Annotated in this window: 18 protein-coding genes and 1 tRNA gene; 11 read left to right on the forward strand and 8 right to left on the reverse strand. The window is 32.2% G+C overall.

What is annotated here, in order from left to right; genetic code table 11:
- The first annotated feature begins 6 nt into the window (after positions 1–6).
- Together rsmI and O5635_RS03670 are read left to right on the forward strand one after the other, a co-directional pair.
- The gene (gene rsmI, locus O5635_RS03665) at positions 7–903 is read left to right on the forward strand and encodes a 16S rRNA (cytidine(1402)-2'-O)-methyltransferase (protein WP_036902443.1); all 897 of its coding nucleotides are present in this window, start codon (positions 7–9) and stop codon (positions 901–903) included.
- Positions 904–928: 25 nt separating this feature from the next.
- Positions 929–1165 carry a hypothetical protein gene (locus O5635_RS03670; protein ID WP_036902441.1) on the forward strand — a complete coding sequence of 79 codons (237 nt, stop codon included), beginning with the start codon at positions 929–931 and terminating at the stop codon, positions 1163–1165.
- On the opposite strand, the gene O5635_RS03675 is transcribed toward O5635_RS03670, so the two are convergent.
- Positions 1158–1949 (reverse strand): hypothetical protein, encoded by a 792-nt coding sequence (locus tag O5635_RS03675; protein ID WP_036903572.1) that lies wholly within the window; start codon positions 1947–1949, stop codon positions 1158–1160. The genes O5635_RS03670 and O5635_RS03675 overlap by 8 nt on opposite strands.
- 27 nt (positions 1950–1976) lie before the next feature.
- On the opposite strand from O5635_RS03675, the gene O5635_RS03680 reads away from it, so the two are divergent.
- Positions 1977–2050 (forward strand) — tRNA-Arg (locus O5635_RS03680).
- Between the two features lie 157 nt (positions 2051–2207).
- Here O5635_RS03680 and galE read toward each other — a convergent pair.
- Together galE and O5635_RS03690 are read right to left on the reverse strand one after the other, a co-directional pair.
- Positions 2208–3251, reverse strand: a complete 1044-nt coding sequence (galE, locus tag O5635_RS03685) for a UDP-glucose 4-epimerase GalE (RefSeq protein ID WP_036902439.1) — start codon at positions 3249–3251, stop codon at positions 2208–2210.
- Between the two features lie 72 nt (positions 3252–3323).
- On the reverse strand, positions 3324–4361 hold the full coding sequence (locus O5635_RS03690) for an NAD-dependent epimerase (protein ID WP_036902438.1): 1038 nt from the start codon (positions 4359–4361) through the stop codon (positions 3324–3326).
- Between the two features lie 158 nt (positions 4362–4519).
- Here O5635_RS03690 and O5635_RS03695 point away from each other — a divergent pair, with 158 nt between their 5' ends.
- The 3 genes from O5635_RS03695 to O5635_RS03705 are packed head-to-tail and all read left to right on the forward strand — an operon-like array spanning position 4520 to position 7635.
- Positions 4520–5473 (forward strand): NAD(P)-dependent oxidoreductase, encoded by a 954-nt coding sequence (locus tag O5635_RS03695; protein ID WP_036902436.1) that lies wholly within the window; start codon positions 4520–4522, stop codon positions 5471–5473.
- 21 nt (positions 5474–5494) lie between these two features.
- A complete protein-coding gene (locus O5635_RS03700; RefSeq protein WP_036902433.1) occupies positions 5495–6655 on the forward strand; it encodes a GNAT family N-acetyltransferase in 1161 nt (386 codons plus the stop codon).
- Entirely contained in the window at positions 6655–7635 is a 981-nt protein-coding gene (locus tag O5635_RS03705) for a hypothetical protein (RefSeq protein WP_036902432.1), read from the forward strand. Before O5635_RS03700 ends, O5635_RS03705 begins: the two co-directional genes overlap by 1 nt.
- Before the next feature lie 5 nt (positions 7636–7640).
- On the opposite strand, the gene O5635_RS03710 is transcribed toward O5635_RS03705, so the two are convergent.
- Complete coding sequence (locus tag O5635_RS03710; RefSeq protein WP_036902430.1) at positions 7641–8666, reverse strand: DegT/DnrJ/EryC1/StrS family aminotransferase; 1026 nt, start codon at positions 8664–8666, stop codon at positions 7641–7643.
- Between the two features lie 134 nt (positions 8667–8800).
- On the opposite strand from O5635_RS03710, the gene rfbG reads away from it, so the two are divergent.
- Genes rfbG through O5635_RS03735 form a run of 5 tightly spaced genes read left to right on the forward strand, consistent with a single transcriptional unit; the run spans position 8801 to position 12911 of the window.
- Positions 8801–9904 carry a CDP-glucose 4,6-dehydratase gene (gene rfbG / locus O5635_RS03715; RefSeq protein WP_269608001.1) on the forward strand — a complete coding sequence of 368 codons (1104 nt, stop codon included), beginning with the start codon at positions 8801–8803 and terminating at the stop codon, positions 9902–9904.
- On the forward strand, positions 9895–10326 hold the full coding sequence (locus tag O5635_RS03720) for a WxcM-like domain-containing protein (RefSeq protein WP_052042932.1): 432 nt from the start codon (positions 9895–9897) through the stop codon (positions 10324–10326). Before rfbG ends, O5635_RS03720 begins: the two co-directional genes overlap by 10 nt.
- Complete coding sequence (gene rfbF, locus O5635_RS03725; protein WP_036902426.1) at positions 10323–11084, forward strand: glucose-1-phosphate cytidylyltransferase; 762 nt, start codon at positions 10323–10325, stop codon at positions 11082–11084. The genes O5635_RS03720 and rfbF overlap by 4 nt, the downstream gene beginning before the upstream one ends.
- The gene (locus O5635_RS03730; RefSeq protein WP_036902424.1) at positions 11078–12001 is read left to right on the forward strand and encodes an NAD-dependent epimerase/dehydratase family protein; all 924 of its coding nucleotides are present in this window, start codon (positions 11078–11080) and stop codon (positions 11999–12001) included. Before rfbF ends, O5635_RS03730 begins: the two co-directional genes overlap by 7 nt.
- Positions 11994–12911 carry a glycosyltransferase family 2 protein gene (locus O5635_RS03735; protein ID WP_052042929.1) on the forward strand — a complete coding sequence of 306 codons (918 nt, stop codon included), beginning with the start codon at positions 11994–11996 and terminating at the stop codon, positions 12909–12911. Before O5635_RS03730 ends, O5635_RS03735 begins: the two co-directional genes overlap by 8 nt.
- A gap of 19 nt (positions 12912–12930) precedes the next feature.
- On the opposite strand, the gene O5635_RS03740 is transcribed toward O5635_RS03735, so the two are convergent.
- Genes O5635_RS03740 through O5635_RS03755 form a run of 4 tightly spaced genes read right to left on the reverse strand, consistent with a single transcriptional unit; the run spans position 12931 to position 17081 of the window.
- Positions 12931–14535: a hypothetical protein gene (locus O5635_RS03740; protein ID WP_036902421.1), complete on the reverse strand. Its 1605-nt coding sequence runs from the start codon at positions 14533–14535 to the stop codon at positions 12931–12933.
- 53 nt (positions 14536–14588) lie between these two features.
- On the reverse strand, positions 14589–15635 hold the full coding sequence (locus tag O5635_RS03745; protein ID WP_052042928.1) for a 4Fe-4S dicluster domain-containing protein: 1047 nt from the start codon (positions 15633–15635) through the stop codon (positions 14589–14591).
- A 37-nt stretch (positions 15636–15672) separates the two neighbouring features.
- Complete coding sequence (locus O5635_RS03750; protein ID WP_036902419.1) at positions 15673–16344, reverse strand: HAD family hydrolase; 672 nt, start codon at positions 16342–16344, stop codon at positions 15673–15675.
- Positions 16344–17081: a 3-deoxy-manno-octulosonate cytidylyltransferase gene (locus O5635_RS03755; RefSeq protein WP_036902418.1), complete on the reverse strand. Its 738-nt coding sequence runs from the start codon at positions 17079–17081 to the stop codon at positions 16344–16346. Before O5635_RS03755 ends, O5635_RS03750 begins: the two co-directional genes overlap by 1 nt.
- Position 17082 lies beyond the last annotated feature (1 nt).

Genomic DNA, 17082 nt, shown 5'->3' on the forward strand with positions numbered 1-17082 from the left:
AAGACTTTGATTGAAAAAACCGAACCAATAGCAAAAAGTTTGTACGTAATTGGAACACCAATAGGAAATCTTGGTGATCTATCACCAAGAGCACAAGCAATACTTCAGAAAGTCTCTCTGATTGCCTGCGAGGACACTCGTTATAGTGGTCAACTTTTAAAGAAACTAAGTATTAAAAATAATCTTATTAGCTTTCATAAGCACAATACGAAAAGCAGGATCCCAAAACTACTTGGTTTTTTAGAAGAAGGCAGCAGTATTGGTTTAATTAGCGACGCTGGCCTTCCAGGCATAAGCGACCCAGGAGAAGAACTTGTTAATGCAGCCAAAATCGAAGGTTATAAAGTCTTTTGCATTCCAGGCCCATGCGCCGCTACAACAGCTCTCGCCAGCAGCGGCTTACCTTCAAATAGATTTTGCTTTGAAGGTTTTCTCCCACTAAAAAGAAAAGATCGGGAGAAAGCTCTCCTTTCTATTACTAGCGAAGAAAGGACAACTGTTATATATGAGTCTCCGCATAGGTTGCTAAGACTTTTACAAGAGCTCTTAGAACTCTGTGGGAGTGAGCGACCTTTGCAAGTCGCTAGAGAACTAACCAAAAAGCATGAAGAACAGATTGGTTCGAATATTGGAGATGTCCTAAAGCATTTTCAACAGATCAAGCCCAAGGGAGAATTTACAATTATCCTTGGAGGTCTCACCCCCAAAACAGATGACAAAAAAGCTGTCGATAATTCTCAACTGCTCAAGAGAATGAATTCACTTATAAAAAAAGGGGCTAGCGCAAGCTATGCAGCAAAAGAAGTTTCTAAAGAGACTGGGCTTCCTAAGAAATTTCTGTATACAATTTTGCACGAAATGCCTAATACTTCTAGTGATTTAGACAACATGCAGTCACAATAATATTGTTAAGCAATTCAGTAATTAGATGCTAAAAAAATCTCTTCTTCTGATATTCACTTTTACAAATGCTGGTTTAATACTTTTTGCACTTTGTTTAGGAGCACAAAATCTCAAGGAAAGGCATGAACTCAATCTAGGCTTTTCCTCAACTCCTCCTTACCCTACAGGTTTCCTATTAGGTCTATCTGTTCCTATAGGGCTTATAAGTGGAGGGTGCAGTGCAGGGATATTAACTTTCTCAGGAGAAGACAAATCTAAATAGGTTCACCTTCTTCTTGCAAGTCAAGTGCTATTAAACAATCGTCAATTACAAGCCTAGTAATTCCTTTGGAAACTAAAAATGGGCATGAGATCCTAAACACATCACGATTTTGTATCTTTAAAACTCTTTGATTACGAGAACAACTTCTTTTAGCTGATCGCTGATTCGAAAAGAGAAGAATCGCCAAGCGATTTTGATCCTTTTCAGGGAGGAAACTCCATTGTGAGAAATCCTTTAAGGGCTTTGAATCTAATTCAACTTTTTTATCAACGAGCATATAGATCGTTTCTGGCAAAAGATCCACCTTAAAAGGTTTCACAGCCACCTCTTTTTGCTCTTCCCATCCAAGATCAGGTATTAAAGGAACGAATTCTGTAAATGAATCTTGAGTAGAGGCTTCCTCTAAATCAGGGGCATTAGTATCTTCACTGACATTTCCCCATGTTGAATCTTCTAAGAATTCATCATTTTCAGTCAATTCATTCTCAGTATTTTCATGACTAGAGTTCGTAGAATTTTGATGAAGTACCTCAGGGAAAGAAGAGACATCTTGTTTTATTAACTGTCCTCTCGATCTAGCCCGCTTTAGTTGTGCATACTGATCATCTGACAAAACTAATTTTACTGTTCTTGTTATTGTGCTTGGTGTGCAACCATATTCTTTAGCGAGGTCTATAAAAGCCTTACCTAAAAGGGCTCCCTTAACGATCTCCGTTTTTTGATTTTCGGAAAGCTTTCTAGCCAAATTAATTAATTTAAAAATGAACCACACATAGTTTGCCACCTTTCGAACGATTAATATTGAAAACGTGCTCCGTTAGCTCAGCTGGATAGAGCAACTGCCTTCTAAGCAGTGGGTCGCAGGTTCGAATCCTGCACGGAGCGTTCAAGCTTAATCTAGGAAAGTTGATTCAACATACTCTAATAAAATAATAGTTATCTATCCAACAAATGGAATTTGAATCCTCAGCGACTAATTAATTAACTATAAAAACAGTCTGGAGCTTAAGTTATATAAAGTAATTTAAGGTTTGTCAAACTGCTATCTACTATACCCAGAAGGATTTAGCTTTTGCCATTGCCATCCATCTCTACAAATATCTTCCAAAGTCCTTTTTGGCTTCCAATCTAAATATTTAAGAGCCAACTGATTATTTGCAACAGCAAATGGTACATCTCCCAGTCTTCGGTTAGAAAAAACATATGGGATTTGACATTTATTCACAGCTTCAAAAGTCTTAACAAGTTCGAGGACACTGGTACCTTTGCCAGTACCAATATTCAATTTAATTAGGCTACGATTTTCTCCTAACAAGTACTGCAAAGCTGCAGAATGTGCTTCGGCTAAGTCCATTACGTGGATATAATCACGTACACCAGTGCCATCAATAGTAGGCCAATCATTACCAAAAATAGTTAATGAATCGCGTAAGCCAACAGCAACTTGACTTATATAAGGAAATAAATTATTTGGCTTCTCCAAAGGATGCTCTCCTATCTTACCGGAAGGGTGTGCGCCAACTGGATTAAAATAACGAAGACAAGCAATTCGCCAATTATTTAAAACATTTTCATATAAAGAGTTTAATATTTCCTCTACAACAAGTTTGGTTTGGCCATAAGGATTAATAGGTTTTAGTTCAGATTCTTCAGTAAGCAATTCATTTACTGAAGATCCATAAATTGTTGCACTGCTACTAAAAACAATAGTCCTGCAATTAAATTCATCCATTGTTTGAAATAAGTTTATTGCACCAGCAACATTTACATCCCAATAAAGCATAGGTTCATTCACAGATTCAGCTACTGATTTTAAACCAGCAAAATGAATTACTGCTTGAATAGGCTTACCGTTAGATATTGCGCTAAGGAAAATACTTGAAAGTAATTCAGCATCTCTTATATCACCTTGAATTATAGTTATAGAGTCTAAATTATTATTTAAAATAGAAACTCTTTCTAATGCAATTGGTGAACTATTTATATAAGAATCTAATACTATTAATTCATGACCACTATCAAGTAATATCAAGCATGTATGACTACCTATGAAACCCGAGCCTCCTGTAACTAATATTGTAGTCATGATGAATGTGAAAAATAGCTTTTAGAAAAGTAGAAGGAATAGCCCTCAAAGAACATTATTAAATATACATATTCAGATTTTATAAAAGTCTCGATACCATTTTATAAAAAGTGAAACACCTTTTTCTATTGATGTCTTAGGGGAGAATCCGACCCATTCCTCTAGCCTTTGAGTATTAGCAGCTGTTGCGACAACATCTCCAGGCTGAATCGGTCGCAAATTCTTAATTGCTTTTTTTTCTAAAGAATTCTCAAGCAATTCTATAAACCTTAAAAGTTGCACTGGCTTGCTATTGCCAATATTGAAAATACGATGTGGAGCAAAAGATGTTGCAGGGTCTGGATTTATAGAGTCAAAATTTGGATCTGATGTAGCAGGTTTGTATGAGCAAAGCAAAATTGCCTCAGTTATATCATCTATAAAAGTGAAGTCTCGAAGCATTTCGCCAAAATTAAAAATATTAATTGGCTTACCAGCCAAAATAGATTTAGCAAAAATCATGGGAGCCATATCCGGCCTACCCCAAGGGCCATATACCGTGAAAAATCTTAATCCTGTAGCAGGGATCTGATATAAATGGCTATAAGTATTTGCCATTAATTCATTAGCTTTCTTTGTAGCGGCATAAAAACTAATAGGATGATTTACAGCTTGCGTTTCCTCGAATGGAAGATTTCTATTACCTCCATAAACTGAACTGCTGGAAGCATAAATTAAATTCTCTACAGAAAATTCCTTGCAGAGATCAAGAATATTAAAAAAACCTATTAAATTACTTTGGACATAAGCAGAGGGGTTCTCTATTGAATAGCGAACACCTGCCTGAGCGGCGAGGTTGATAACAATATTTGGGGAATGCCTTTCGAAAATTTCTTGCAATGCTGCTCTATCATCAATTGAAGCCTTGTAAAAGGACCAACGAGAATTAGAGTTTATTAAATTTTGCTCGATCTGGCGGAGCCGGGCTTGCTTCAAAGATATGTCATAGTATGAATTTATATTGTCTATACCAATCAGTTGTTCACAAGTTCCCAAAAGTCTCTCTATCAATGCTGCTCCAATAAATCCTGCGGCTCCAGTAACTAAAATAACTCGTTTCTGGTGATGCATTGCAAATTAATTTAAGCTTGAATGATAGTTTAGGTATTTTATGAGATTATCAGCTTATAAAGTTAAAGTTCGCATCTTAGTTAGATTTCATTAGCATGCTAGGTAAAACATTATATAATTGAAGAAAAAATGTTCTAAGTAATCAAATTTAAATTCTTATGTTAAAAGATAGTGTAGCAGTAACAGATTATTTAAGGGAATTTTCAATAGAAAAGGAAATACTAGGGAGTTATTTTTCAAACGTGTTGTCCGAAAATACAACGATTGCTCTGGTTTGGACTAAGGGAATAAATAAAGAGTTTCTCTCTAGGTATTCGAATATTAGAGCGTTGGTAAGATATGGCGTTGGGTACGACAATATAGACATAGAAGAATGCATGAGAAGGAAGATACTTGTTGTAAATACACCAGACTACGGAATAGACGAAGTTTCAGATACTGCCATTTCAATGATACTTAACCTGGTAAGAAAGATAAATTCTTTTCAGGTATTAGCCAAGGAGAGTGAAAGTTTATGGAGGGGTGAAAAAATAGATCTCCCTATAAAGAGACTAAACCAGATGACACTAGGCATAATTGGGCTAGGCAGAATTGGGGCATCTGTAGCAAGGAAGTTTCAGTCATTTTCAAGAAACATACAGTTTTATGACCCTTTACTACCTTCGGGAGTAGAGAAAATATTAGGCATAAATAGATGCTTTGATAAGAATACTCTATTAGAATCATCGGATATTGTATCTATACATACTCCATTAAATAAAGATACCGTAGGAATGGTGAATACTAATTTCATATCTAATATGAAAAAAGGTTCTTACCTTATTAACGTATCAAGAGGTGGGATAATAGAAGATAGTGAAATAATATATAAAGCTTTGAAAAATAGACACTTAGAAGGCTACGGTACAGATGTCTGGACAATGGAGCCTCCAAGGAAAGAGGACTTACTTTATAACTCCTGGCTAGCTGATAGTGATTTTCAAGGACGTATTATTGTAAATCCTCATACTGCATATTATAGCAGCGAATCCCTTATAGAATGTAGGGTTAAAGCGTGTAAAAATTGTTTAAATATTATAAGTGGTAAGAATATTCTAAACAAGATCATCTAGCTTACACCGAAGTTTAATTACATGAATAAATTAACATCAAAGCTATATACTAAACTCAATCATCAACTTAAAAGTGAGTGGTTAGAACTAGAAGAAGAATCCTCTTGTTCTGTTTTTCAGAGTTACAGTTGGTTTGAAAAATGGCTTGAGTTTAATCATAATAGAATTAATTCTCTAAATATAGAAATTTATGTAGTGTACGAAGATGAAAAAGTACCTGTTGCATTATTTGCTTTAGAGCTTAGAAAGCATATGACTAATGTTGTTTATAAATTTGCGGGAGATCGACTATCGGAATATAATATGCCAATTATAACTAATCGATATAATAATTTAAAGAGAAAAGCAGTCTGGGAAAAACTTCTCGAAAGCATATCTAGTCATGATTGTTTTTTAATAGAAAGGTATCCTAAAGCTAATATAAATAGGAAAGAAGAATTAAATCTCATTGAATTACGTGGAATAAAAATTGGTCAGTCTAAAAGTGTTTGCACTAAGACTTATAAAGATATAGATGAACTGATGAAAAATGTCTCAAAAAAGATGATCAAAGATAACCGTAGATTTACTAGAAGATTAAATGAAATAGGTAATATTGAGTATGTTCATTATAGAAATCGAGACGAATACATTAAAATATTCAATGAGATATCGATATGCTTGGAAGAGAAAGTAAGGAAAATGAGAATACCTTTTTCAAGTAAAATTTTCATTAATGATAATTATTATAATTCTTTTTACAATTTAGGAAATGGATCAAATATTGCTTCTGATCTGATTGGAATTAAATTGGATGGGCAATTACTAGCTGCTTGCTGGTCTCTTAGATATAAAGACAAGCTATATTATTTATATCCCGCTTATATGAATACATCCTATATAAAATATTCACCTGGCAGACTTCTGCTTGAGTATTTGATAAGATTCAGTTTTAAGAATAACATAAAGCAAATAGATTTTACACTCGGAAATGAATCTTATAAATATAATTGGAGTGGTGAAAAAAATATTTTAAATGACTATATAAGAATATCTACAATCAAAGGTTACCTTATACTAATCCAAAAAAAGTTTGTAAATTTAATTAAGAGCAATAGTACACTATTAAGAATTATCAGAGAAATACTATTTTCATTAGAGGGTATTCAAATAAATTCTAAAAAACCTAGAGTATATAGATAATGAAAATATTTATACGAAAAATAAAAGACAAATTTAAAAATATAAAGTTAGACATATGGAATATATATATAATCAACACAGATATATTTTGGAGGTTATTTTCTCAGAAGAATATAACCCTATCAAGCATAAAAGGTGCCTCATTAATTCATATCAAGAAGGCTCCCGGCCCATATATTATTGCTGCTGACCCTTATTTTATTTCTGAAAAAATAATACTTTTTGAAAGTATAGCTAGGGGAAATGGCAATGGTTGTATCTTCAAATATGATCTTTCAACAGAAAGATACTTTAAGTTAGATTTAGATAATTCTTTGCATTATTCATTTCCACGTTCATTTAAATATAATGGTAATACGTACTTAACCTTTGAATGCCACAACATTAAAGGAGTTTGTATATACTTAGTTGAGGACTTATTATCACTTAAATTAAAAAAAGTATCTACGGATTTTAGCTCAGAAGATAAGAAGTACAGAATTATAGATCCAATTATAAAAGAAGAGAAAGATGGCTTAGAGCTTAGATGCAGCTGTCTAGAATCTCAAAATAGAGAACAACTTGTATTCTTTGCTGACAATCATAGAGCAGACTTGAAATTTAAATTAAAAAAAAGAATCATATTGTCGGATTGCATTCAAGAAATAAAAGGTAAAACAATGAGATCCGCAGGTGGTGAGTTGGTTTATCAAAATAAAGATTACTTACCCATGCAAATGCACCGAGATAGTTATGGAGATGGAGTATGGCTTTTTCAAGAAAAACGTCGCCATATTGATCAAGAAGAAACTGTGATAAAAGTAATAGATAGGTCCTCAGAAAGATGCTGTTTCGGTCCTCATACGATCAATTATTCCCCTAATAGGGAATATATAGCATTAGACTTATGCTTTAAAGATATTCAACTGTTTTACTTAAAAATATATTGGCTTTTGATAAAATATTTTTCCAGAGTAACAAGGCTAATAATAAATGGTTAAAATTTTTACCAGGAGTTTCTGAGCATCCTTTCCATAGATATTGTACTTACTTTATTTAAAGGTATACATATTAGTTCTTTCCAATTTCTTAATGCATTCTCAGATTTATCTATTTGGATATCTGGAAGGCAAGGCCAACTAAAAGCTGCTAAAGAGTTCTCATAACAATGGAGGATTATTTTATTACGGTGCTCCATACTTAAACATCTTGCAGGAAAAGCCCAAGGGCACAATTTATTAATTTCAATATCATATATAGGTTTTAAATTTAGTTCTGAGCATAAACTTTCAGCCATTTTCCATGCTCTTGCTCTTGATTTAAATATATTATCCCAGTTTATAAACTGAGAGAAGTTATCTTCTAAAGGAGTTATAGAAAAATTTTTTATTTGCTTTTCCCTAAATGAAAATGGACTTTCTTGATCAGAATAACTTAATTTATATATTCTAAATTTGTTACGTAAAAGCCTATAGATAGTATTATCATAATAGTAATTACTAGTTAATGGGATCATCTTATAATCCAATGAAATTAATTCTGATTTATTTCTGTATTTTGATATAAGTTCTAAAGAGTTTATTGTAGCAACTCCTCCTATGGCATTTCCATATAATTTCTTAGGGGAACTAAAACTTATATCTCCAATCTCTCCTAAATGGATATCATTAGATTCTCCTCCAAAGCCATGGCTATTATCCTCTATTAAAATAATATTGTTTTCTTGACAAATAGACTTTAGGAAATCGATTTCTGCCGGAATACCAAAATAGTTTACATACAAAATGCTTTCTATTTTAATAGAGTTATCTAACAATTCTAAAATAGATTTCTGGCAAGGAGAAAATTTATAGTCGACCTTATAATATGCAATCCTTATATTAGCTTTCGTTAAAGCATCTGTTAGAGAATTACAAATAAACTCAGGAACAAGCGTAACTGTATTTTCTTTAAAGCTCTGAAACTGATTTAATAACCATAGTAATCCAAACCTACCTTTTTTAAAATAGAGTGAATTTTGCTTTACGGTCATTTTTCAAGGAAATAATTTAGGCAGTCAAAAAAAACAAGACAGATAATTTATAAAAAAGTTTTGAGGCATTATTCAATCACAATAGTCCTTTAGTTAGAACTATCTATATAATATCCTTATGATATCATTAAAAGATGAATCTACTGGACACATTTAAAGATAAAAAAGTTGTTATTACTGGTCATACTGGCTTTAAGGGTTCATGGCTTTCTATATGGCTTTTATCTCTTGGTGCAGAAGTACATGGTATAGCTCTAGAACCACCTACTAATCCATCTCTATTTAAAGAAGCATTAATTGAAAGTAGGATTAGCGATAATAGGATAAATGTTAAAGACCAAGATAAATTAATTAAATTAATAGATCATGTCAAACCTGATTATTTATTTCACCTTGCTGCCCAGCCATTAGTCAAGCAGTCATACATAGATCCAGTAGAGACTTGGCATACTAATGTTTTGGGTACAGTAAATATTCTAAATACACTTAGGCTTATAAACAATAGATGCATCGCTATCATAATTACTAGTGATAAATGCTATGACAATAGAGAATGGGTTTGGGGCTATAGAGAAACAGACAAGCTAGGTGGTTCTGATCCATATAGTTCTTCAAAAGGCTCAGCAGAAATTGCGTTTAAATCCTTCTATAGTTCATATTTCAACAAAGAAGATAGTAATGTCCTAATTGCATCAGCAAGGGCTGGCAATGTTATAGGAGGGGGAGACTGGGCTAAAGATAGAATTGTCCCAGACTGTATTAGATCTTGGACAAGGAATAACATAGTTTCAATCCGAGCACCACATTCAACAAGACCATGGCAACATGTTCTTGAACCCCTGAGTGGTTACTTGTGCTTAGCACAGGAATTATCTAAACAAAAAGAGCTTAATGGGGAATCTTTTAATTTTGGTCCAAGTTCAAGCAATAACTATTCAGTAATTGAACTAGTAAAGAAGCTTTCTATAGTATGGCCAGAACAAAGATGGGAATTAATCGGTAATAATAATAATTCAAAGGAGCACGAATCAGGACTTTTAAAACTTAATTGCGACAAAGCACATGCACAGTTAGGCTGGATGCCTACTCTTGACTTTAGTTCAACAATAGAATATACAGGTTCTTGGTATTATGATTTTTATTCAAAATCTCAAGAAACAGAACCTTATAACCTCTGTCTTCATCAAATCAATTCATACACAAACTTATCAAGAGAGGTAGGTAATCAATGGATTTAGAAAAGCAGAATGTATCCAGAGTGCAATTGAGGAGAATAGCTGTAGAAGGTGGGGATGTGCTACATATATTAAAGTCAACTGATAAACAATACAAGGGGTTCAAAGAAGCCTATTTCTCAGTAATTGAGCAAGGTAGAACAAAAGCATGGAAAAGACATTTAAATATGACTATGAACATTGTTGCTCCAGTTGGATCTGTACAGTTTATACTTTACGATAAAGATTTGAAATTAATTTTAAATACTGTTATAGGAGAAAAAGAATACTATTTACTTACTGTACCTCCTGGAATATGGTTTGGATTCAGAGGCCTTTCAAAAAAAGATAGCTATATACTTAATATAGCTAACGTTCTTCATGACCCTAATGAAGTAGAACGCCAGCCGTTATCCTTCTTGAATTTCTTAGAGGTGGAAAAATGAAAGTAGTAATTCTTGCTGGTGGATTTGGTACAAGGTTATCGGAATACACATCCATAATACCAAAGCCAATGTTGAGGATAGGTGATAAACCAATAATTGAACATATCATGAATATATATTCAAAATTTGGTTTAAATGATTTTTATCTAGCTTTAGGTTATAAAGCTGAAGTTGTAAAAGATTATTTTTATAAATATCAAATATTAAACTCTGACTTCAAAGTTGACTTAAGAAATGGAAGTATAAAACCATATCAAAGACATTCTCCAAATTGGTCTGTTAGTTTAATTGACACAGGGAAAGATACTATGACAGGAGGAAGACTGCTGCGACTTAAAGAGTATATAAAAGATGAAACATTTCTTCTAACCTATGGTGATGCTGTTACAGATTTAAATATAAATAATGTTTTAAATTATCACAAGAAACATGGTAAATTAATAACTGTAACCGCTGTTAGACCTACAGCTAGATTTGGAGAACTAAAGATTTCCAAAGATAATAGTGTATCAAGCTTTAGGGAGAAACCTCAGCTTATGGAAGGTTGGATTAATGGCGGATACTTTGTAATAGAACCGGAATTTCTAGATTACATATCAAATGACCAAACAATACTAGAGAAAGAACCTCTAGAGAAAGCAGCAAGTGATTCTCAATTAATGGCCTATCTGCATGAAGGTTATTGGCATTGTGTAGATACCAAAAGGGATAAAGATACACTTGATGATCTTGTCAAATCAGGCAGGCAACCATGGTAGCTAAGGCAAAAGTTCTAATTACTGGAGGCTCTGGCTTCATTGGCTCACATCTTGTAAAGGTGCTAATAGATTGTGGGTATGATGTAATAAGTATTTCAAGAACAAAGCCGAATAAAATTCGAGCTGTCAAAAAAGCTCATTATATAGAACATAATATTAGAAAAGAAATTACTAAAGATATAGAAAAGAAGATTGAATCTGTAGAATATATAATCAACTGTTCTGGATACGTAGATCATACAAGTTTTAAAGATGGGGGTAAGTCAGTATTTAAAGATCATTATAATATCCCAATGAAATTGATAGATTTAAGTAGGTTAGTTAATTTAAGAACATTTGTTCACCTTGGCTCAAGTGATGAGTATGGTAACCTCCAATCCCCAATCAGTGAAGATGTTAGAGAATGTCCTATATCACCATATTCGCTAGGCAAGTTGACAGCCACTCATTTCCTACAGCAAATGTTTAGACTATATAAAATCCCTATTATAGTTTTACGTCCTTTTATAGTATTTGGTGAAAACCAAGAAACAAATCGTTTTTTACCTTATTTAATAAGTAATTGTTTAGCGTCAAACACTTTTGGTGTAACAGAAGGGGGTCAATTAAGAGATTATTGCTATGTAGGTGATGTGTGCAATGCAATATTAAAATGCTTTGATAATAATAAGGCCTACGGACAAGTTATAAATATAGGCTCTGGGGAGCCTGTTAGTATTAAAACATTAACTAATAGTGTAGTAAATATAATCGGTTCAGGAAAACCTTGTTTTGGAGAAGTTCCTTATAGGGAGTCTGAAAGCATGGCTTTATATCCAAATATAATAAAAGCCAAAAGTCTACTTAAATGGGAACCAACTAATGAGATGAATAAAAATCTAAACAAAGTTATTAATTGGTATAAGGAATATGCTTAATAAACCATTAGTTAGCATTTTAATGAACTGCCTTAATGGCGAAAAGTATTTAGAGGAAGCGATAGAAAGTGTTCTTAGGCAAAGTTACAAACATTGGGAGGTTATATTCTGGGACAATAATTCAATCGATAATTCTAGGGCAATAATTATGCAATATAAAGACGAAAGGATAAGGTACTTCCATTCATTGAATAAAACAAATTTGGGTAAAGCAAGACAAGACGCATTCAATAAAATAAAAGGCGAATTCCTCTGCGTATTAGATGTAGATGATACTTGGAGGAAGAATAAATTAAGTGAGCAATTACATTTTTTCGAAAATGAAAGGGTTGGGATATGTTATTCTAATAGTGAGTTTTTTAGCTATAAGAATAAGGAAAATCTATATCCCAAAGATATTGTGATGAAAGATAGTTGTTCTAAATTGATAACGAACTATCATATATCGCTTGAGACAGTCATGTTGAGGGTAAAATATATAAGAGAATTAGAAAAATCATTTGATGAAAATTACAGTCATATATCAGATTTCGATCTAATTACAAGATTATCAACAAGGTGTGGAATCGCCTACTGCCCGAAAGTATTAGCTTGTTGGCGGATACATGAAGGAAGTGAAGGGTATACAAAACCTCAATTATTTAATGCCGAGAAGTTATTATGGATAAAGAATAATAAGGAGAGCAAGTATTTTAGTAAAGTGGATCGTGCTATTTATGAATTGGAGAAGCTCGTTCATGCTAGTAAAAGAATGTACATTAAAAAGCAATATAATAATTTTTTCAAAGACATTACTTTTAGTTATAGTAATGCGAGAAATTTGTTTTATGTATTATTCTCTTATATTCCAATTTTAACTATATTAGCAATGAAAATAAAGAATACTATGTATAAAGCAAAGTGGTTCTGATTAATTGTACTAATTAGGTTTATAAAACCTTAAGGTTAACACTATTAATATTAATAGCTTGAATCTGGGGATTGTGTAAATAGGATGTCCTTATAGCAATTACATTTGATCCAAGGGAAATAGCTGAGTTTACATATGAAGAATTTCCAAAAATACAATTTCTACTTAATTTAATTGATTCAAATATTGTCTCTCCTGCTTTATCAATAAAGGTAATTCTTGGTATTTTTATATTGTATTCATGATAAAATCTATAAAATTGATTTATTGCCTCCACTCGATTTACAGTAGGATGCAATCGGACAAAGAGATTGCTTACAGACAAAATTTCTTCGTAAAGATGATAAGTAGAGCGATTTTTATATATCCTTAATAAGATAATATAGATTTCATTATGATCATTGTGAGAAAATATTGTAAAATCTCTACCTGAAGTAATACTATCTAAATAACTTTTTTTATTATAAGTTATATCAGTTCTATTCAAAGAATCACGTACAACACTAATTTTATATTTCTTGCTTGAAAATAGACTTTTCATTTCAGAAGCGGAATTGATATCTTGATGCATAAAATTGTTATTGCACCATAAACCCATGGCTAGTTCAAAGTTAGTAGGTACAAATTGTGGTAATGCGTTCTTGGAAAATATTGATCCATAATATGTATAGACTTTAACGCAAGGATTGATCTTAGTTATGTTCTTATAAAGGCCTAAAGATAAGGATTTATGACTTAGTTGATTCTCATGCCAAAGGAAAATATTTTGTAAGTTTGATACTTTTAAAATATCTGCAGATATTTTATAATTCAATAATGCTATAAATCGCTGGTTAATATATTTATAAGAATTTATTATGCTTACTATTGTTCCATAAGTAAACTTGGGGGAGCAAGTAAGCTCAAATAAGTATAGCCTTGCTAGATCTATTAAAGTAGAAAATATTTGTAATGGAGAAATAAAGTCCAAAGACGTGTGAACATCGTCATAAGTATTGATAGCCAAAAAGCCTAGGATATTAAAGCGGTATTGAAAAAATGAGGTTACTAAAGTGGCCCTGGAAGTTTCCTTGTCATAGTCTGGATAATAGTATTTAATTGATTTATACTTTTTTTTCCTCCAATAAAATATAGTGTAAAGCTCCTCAAAAAGAATAGTTTTATTATTAGCTTTTCGTTTTATATAGTTCCGTAAAATTCCAATGTAAAATAAGGCATATATAAATATAAATACAAAATCTAGAATTGAAATCAATAAATGAATCAAAAACTTTAATATGCTAATAAAAATATACTTAAGATAATAAGCAGATGGCAATTGACCTTGCGAAAAGAAAATACCAATTGAATAAGCTATCTTTTGTTTATTTGAAAGCGAAGATAATAAATCTTTGCCTAATAACTTATTGTAAAATCCTAATAAAAAAATAGTATCTAAATTAGTTGTGTCAAGAAAATAAACATCTCTATCCGTCATAAACGAAAGTAAATATATTGGGGACTTATGATATATATTCTTTCTAGCAAAATTACCTATATCTCTTATTCTTGATAAAATATTAAATAGAGTATTAGCATCATCAAATGAGAATGAGGAAGGGAATTTACTTCTTAATATTTTCATTAAGTAGATTTGTGAGAGAAGTTAATAATTAAAACGTATAAGATTGGTATACATTATTTATTGAATGAGGGTATAAGTCGAGAAGGTCTTAGATTATTTTCAATTAAATTATATGCATTCATAACTGCCTCATTTAAATGCATGTTAGTCTCTCTTAATGTAATTAAATCAAGTTCAGTTTTAACAATTTTCCTTGCATGTGTGCCTATACTTATGCCAGAAAATGATACGCCACATTGTCGAGCTAATTGACCTGTTAAGCTATTGGTTCCTCCTGAGATAAGTAATGGCAAGTCTTTGAATCTTTTATCTTTTAATATTAATTCCTTATTGATTATATCTGCTATTGATACAGCCTGTAATGTCGTATTAAAATCATCCTTATTTCCACCCATAGCAACACCATCGGCTTGGATGATAAGTCTATCATCAGCTATATCCTTGGCTAATTTTATCCTTTCCATTAAATGGTTATTTGTCATATGTGTACGATCTAAACACATCGATAGCATTCCATTAGGCAAACAATTACATACTGTCTTCCATTCTTTAATTGTAGTAATATCATCTGCTATTGATGCATGTAGCTCTATACTTTCTGCACCTGCTTCTATACATAAAGGTAAGACTTGTTCAATCTTTTTAGAATCATATCGATAGTGAACTGCTTCAACAGATGGAGGGCATGCTGATTCACAGTTACCGCAACCAATGCATAAATGGTCATAAACCTCTAAAGATGATGGAATTGCATTAGTCGGGCACGCTGGAATACATGAATTACATCTTATGCAATCATTAGTAATCACTGCTTTGCGAACATGGTGATCGCCTGGCATGCCAACACTCACAGTTATAAAAGGAGGATCATTCTCATCGGAAAAATAAGGGTTCTTAGAAGAAAGAGCTGCGTCAATCCCTTGTCTACAAGCTTTTACAACAAGAGGGTTTGCAGATAAGTCAAATCCCTTACAACCCGCAAGTGTATATACATAAGATAGTTTACTGACTTTATCTAAATCCTCATAACCTGCTCCACAAACCAACTTAAAAAATAAAGAATTAGAAAGAATTTCCTTATACCTAGAGAATCTATCCATAATGTTATTCAACCATTTTTATATTATCGAGCTATATTCAAAGTGGCAAAGAATTTAATAGTTCAGAAACTTGGCCAATTATAGGGATTGAATTATTGATACAGTATGACTTATAATCCTTGAAGTCTGTCCAGTTACTAATAAAGATAAAATCAAGGCCATTTTCTAGCGCAACTTGATGGTCAAGTCTACTATCACCTAGGAAAAGAGCTGGCAAATTAAGAGTCCCTTTTGAGATTTCTCTTGTTAAAATCTTATTTTTAGTATCTGGACTGCCATATATACCTCCATCGAACAATTTAAATAACTTGTTAGCTACAAAAATCTCTCTAAGTTCTTCTTCCGCCCCTCCGGAAACTATAAACCAACTTTTATCCTTAGTGAATTCTCGTAAAAGTCCTAATTTAGATGCAACCTCTGCCTTAAATAGATATTTCTTACATTCTTTACTATAAATATCAACAAGCTCTTCTAAATTTGGACCATTTTTCAAAGATGAGTATTTAGGAGCTATAACAGAGAGAAAGTAATCAAATTTCTTATATCTAGAAACACCTCCATTTAATTGATGGTAATCTATTAACCTATCTATTGATTCCTTACCATAGGGCTGAAGTGCTTTTCTAAAGCAATCAGTTTTAATAAAATTAGAATTTAGTAAAACACCATCGCAGTCAAATACAATTGATCTATATCTATCAAGTAACATTATTTAAAAATTTGTGATAATTGTTGCTCAACAAGTGGAATATCTGAGGGTACATCTACTGCTAAGGATGAGTATTTTGTATGAAACATCTTGATCTTAATTCCTAATTCAAAAAATCTAAGAATTTCTATATCTTCTTTACTTTCTAAATAACTCTTTCTTCCAAAAGAAAGAAATCTATCTAAGTCAACAGGGGAATAAGCATATATACAAACTTGCTTCTTATACTGATCACTTTTTAATATTTGCTTTTTATTAGCCGGTATTAAAGATCTTGACATATATAGCAAAGTATTATCCTCTGAAACAACGACTTTAGGTATATTTATATTCTCAGGTTGTTCATCTTGTCTAATATTATTATAGCAATTGATAACGCTTTCATAATGAGATTTCTTAAAATTTATTGCACGCAATATATCTGTCTCATTAACTAGGGGTTCATCTCCTTGAACATTTACAAAAATATCATAATCTAAATCCTTAGCTGCCTCTGCTACACGGTCTGTACCTGTTAAAAGGTTAGAACTTGTAAAGATAGAATTATATCCTGATTCATTAACTAATTTTGCAATACGGTTATCATCGGTAGCTATATAAACATCTTCTTTTCCTATAGCTCTAGCGGAAAGCTCTGCTACCCAAATAATTAAAGGTTTTCCATTTAATTGGACAAGGGGCTTGCCAGGAAACCTGGTTGAGTTATACCTAGCTGGGATTATTACGCATGCTTTCATA

Origin of the sequence: Prochlorococcus marinus str. MIT 0919 (assembly GCF_027359375.1) — a bacterium.
Classification (GTDB): domain Bacteria; phylum Cyanobacteriota; class Cyanobacteriia; order PCC-6307; family Cyanobiaceae; genus Prochlorococcus_D.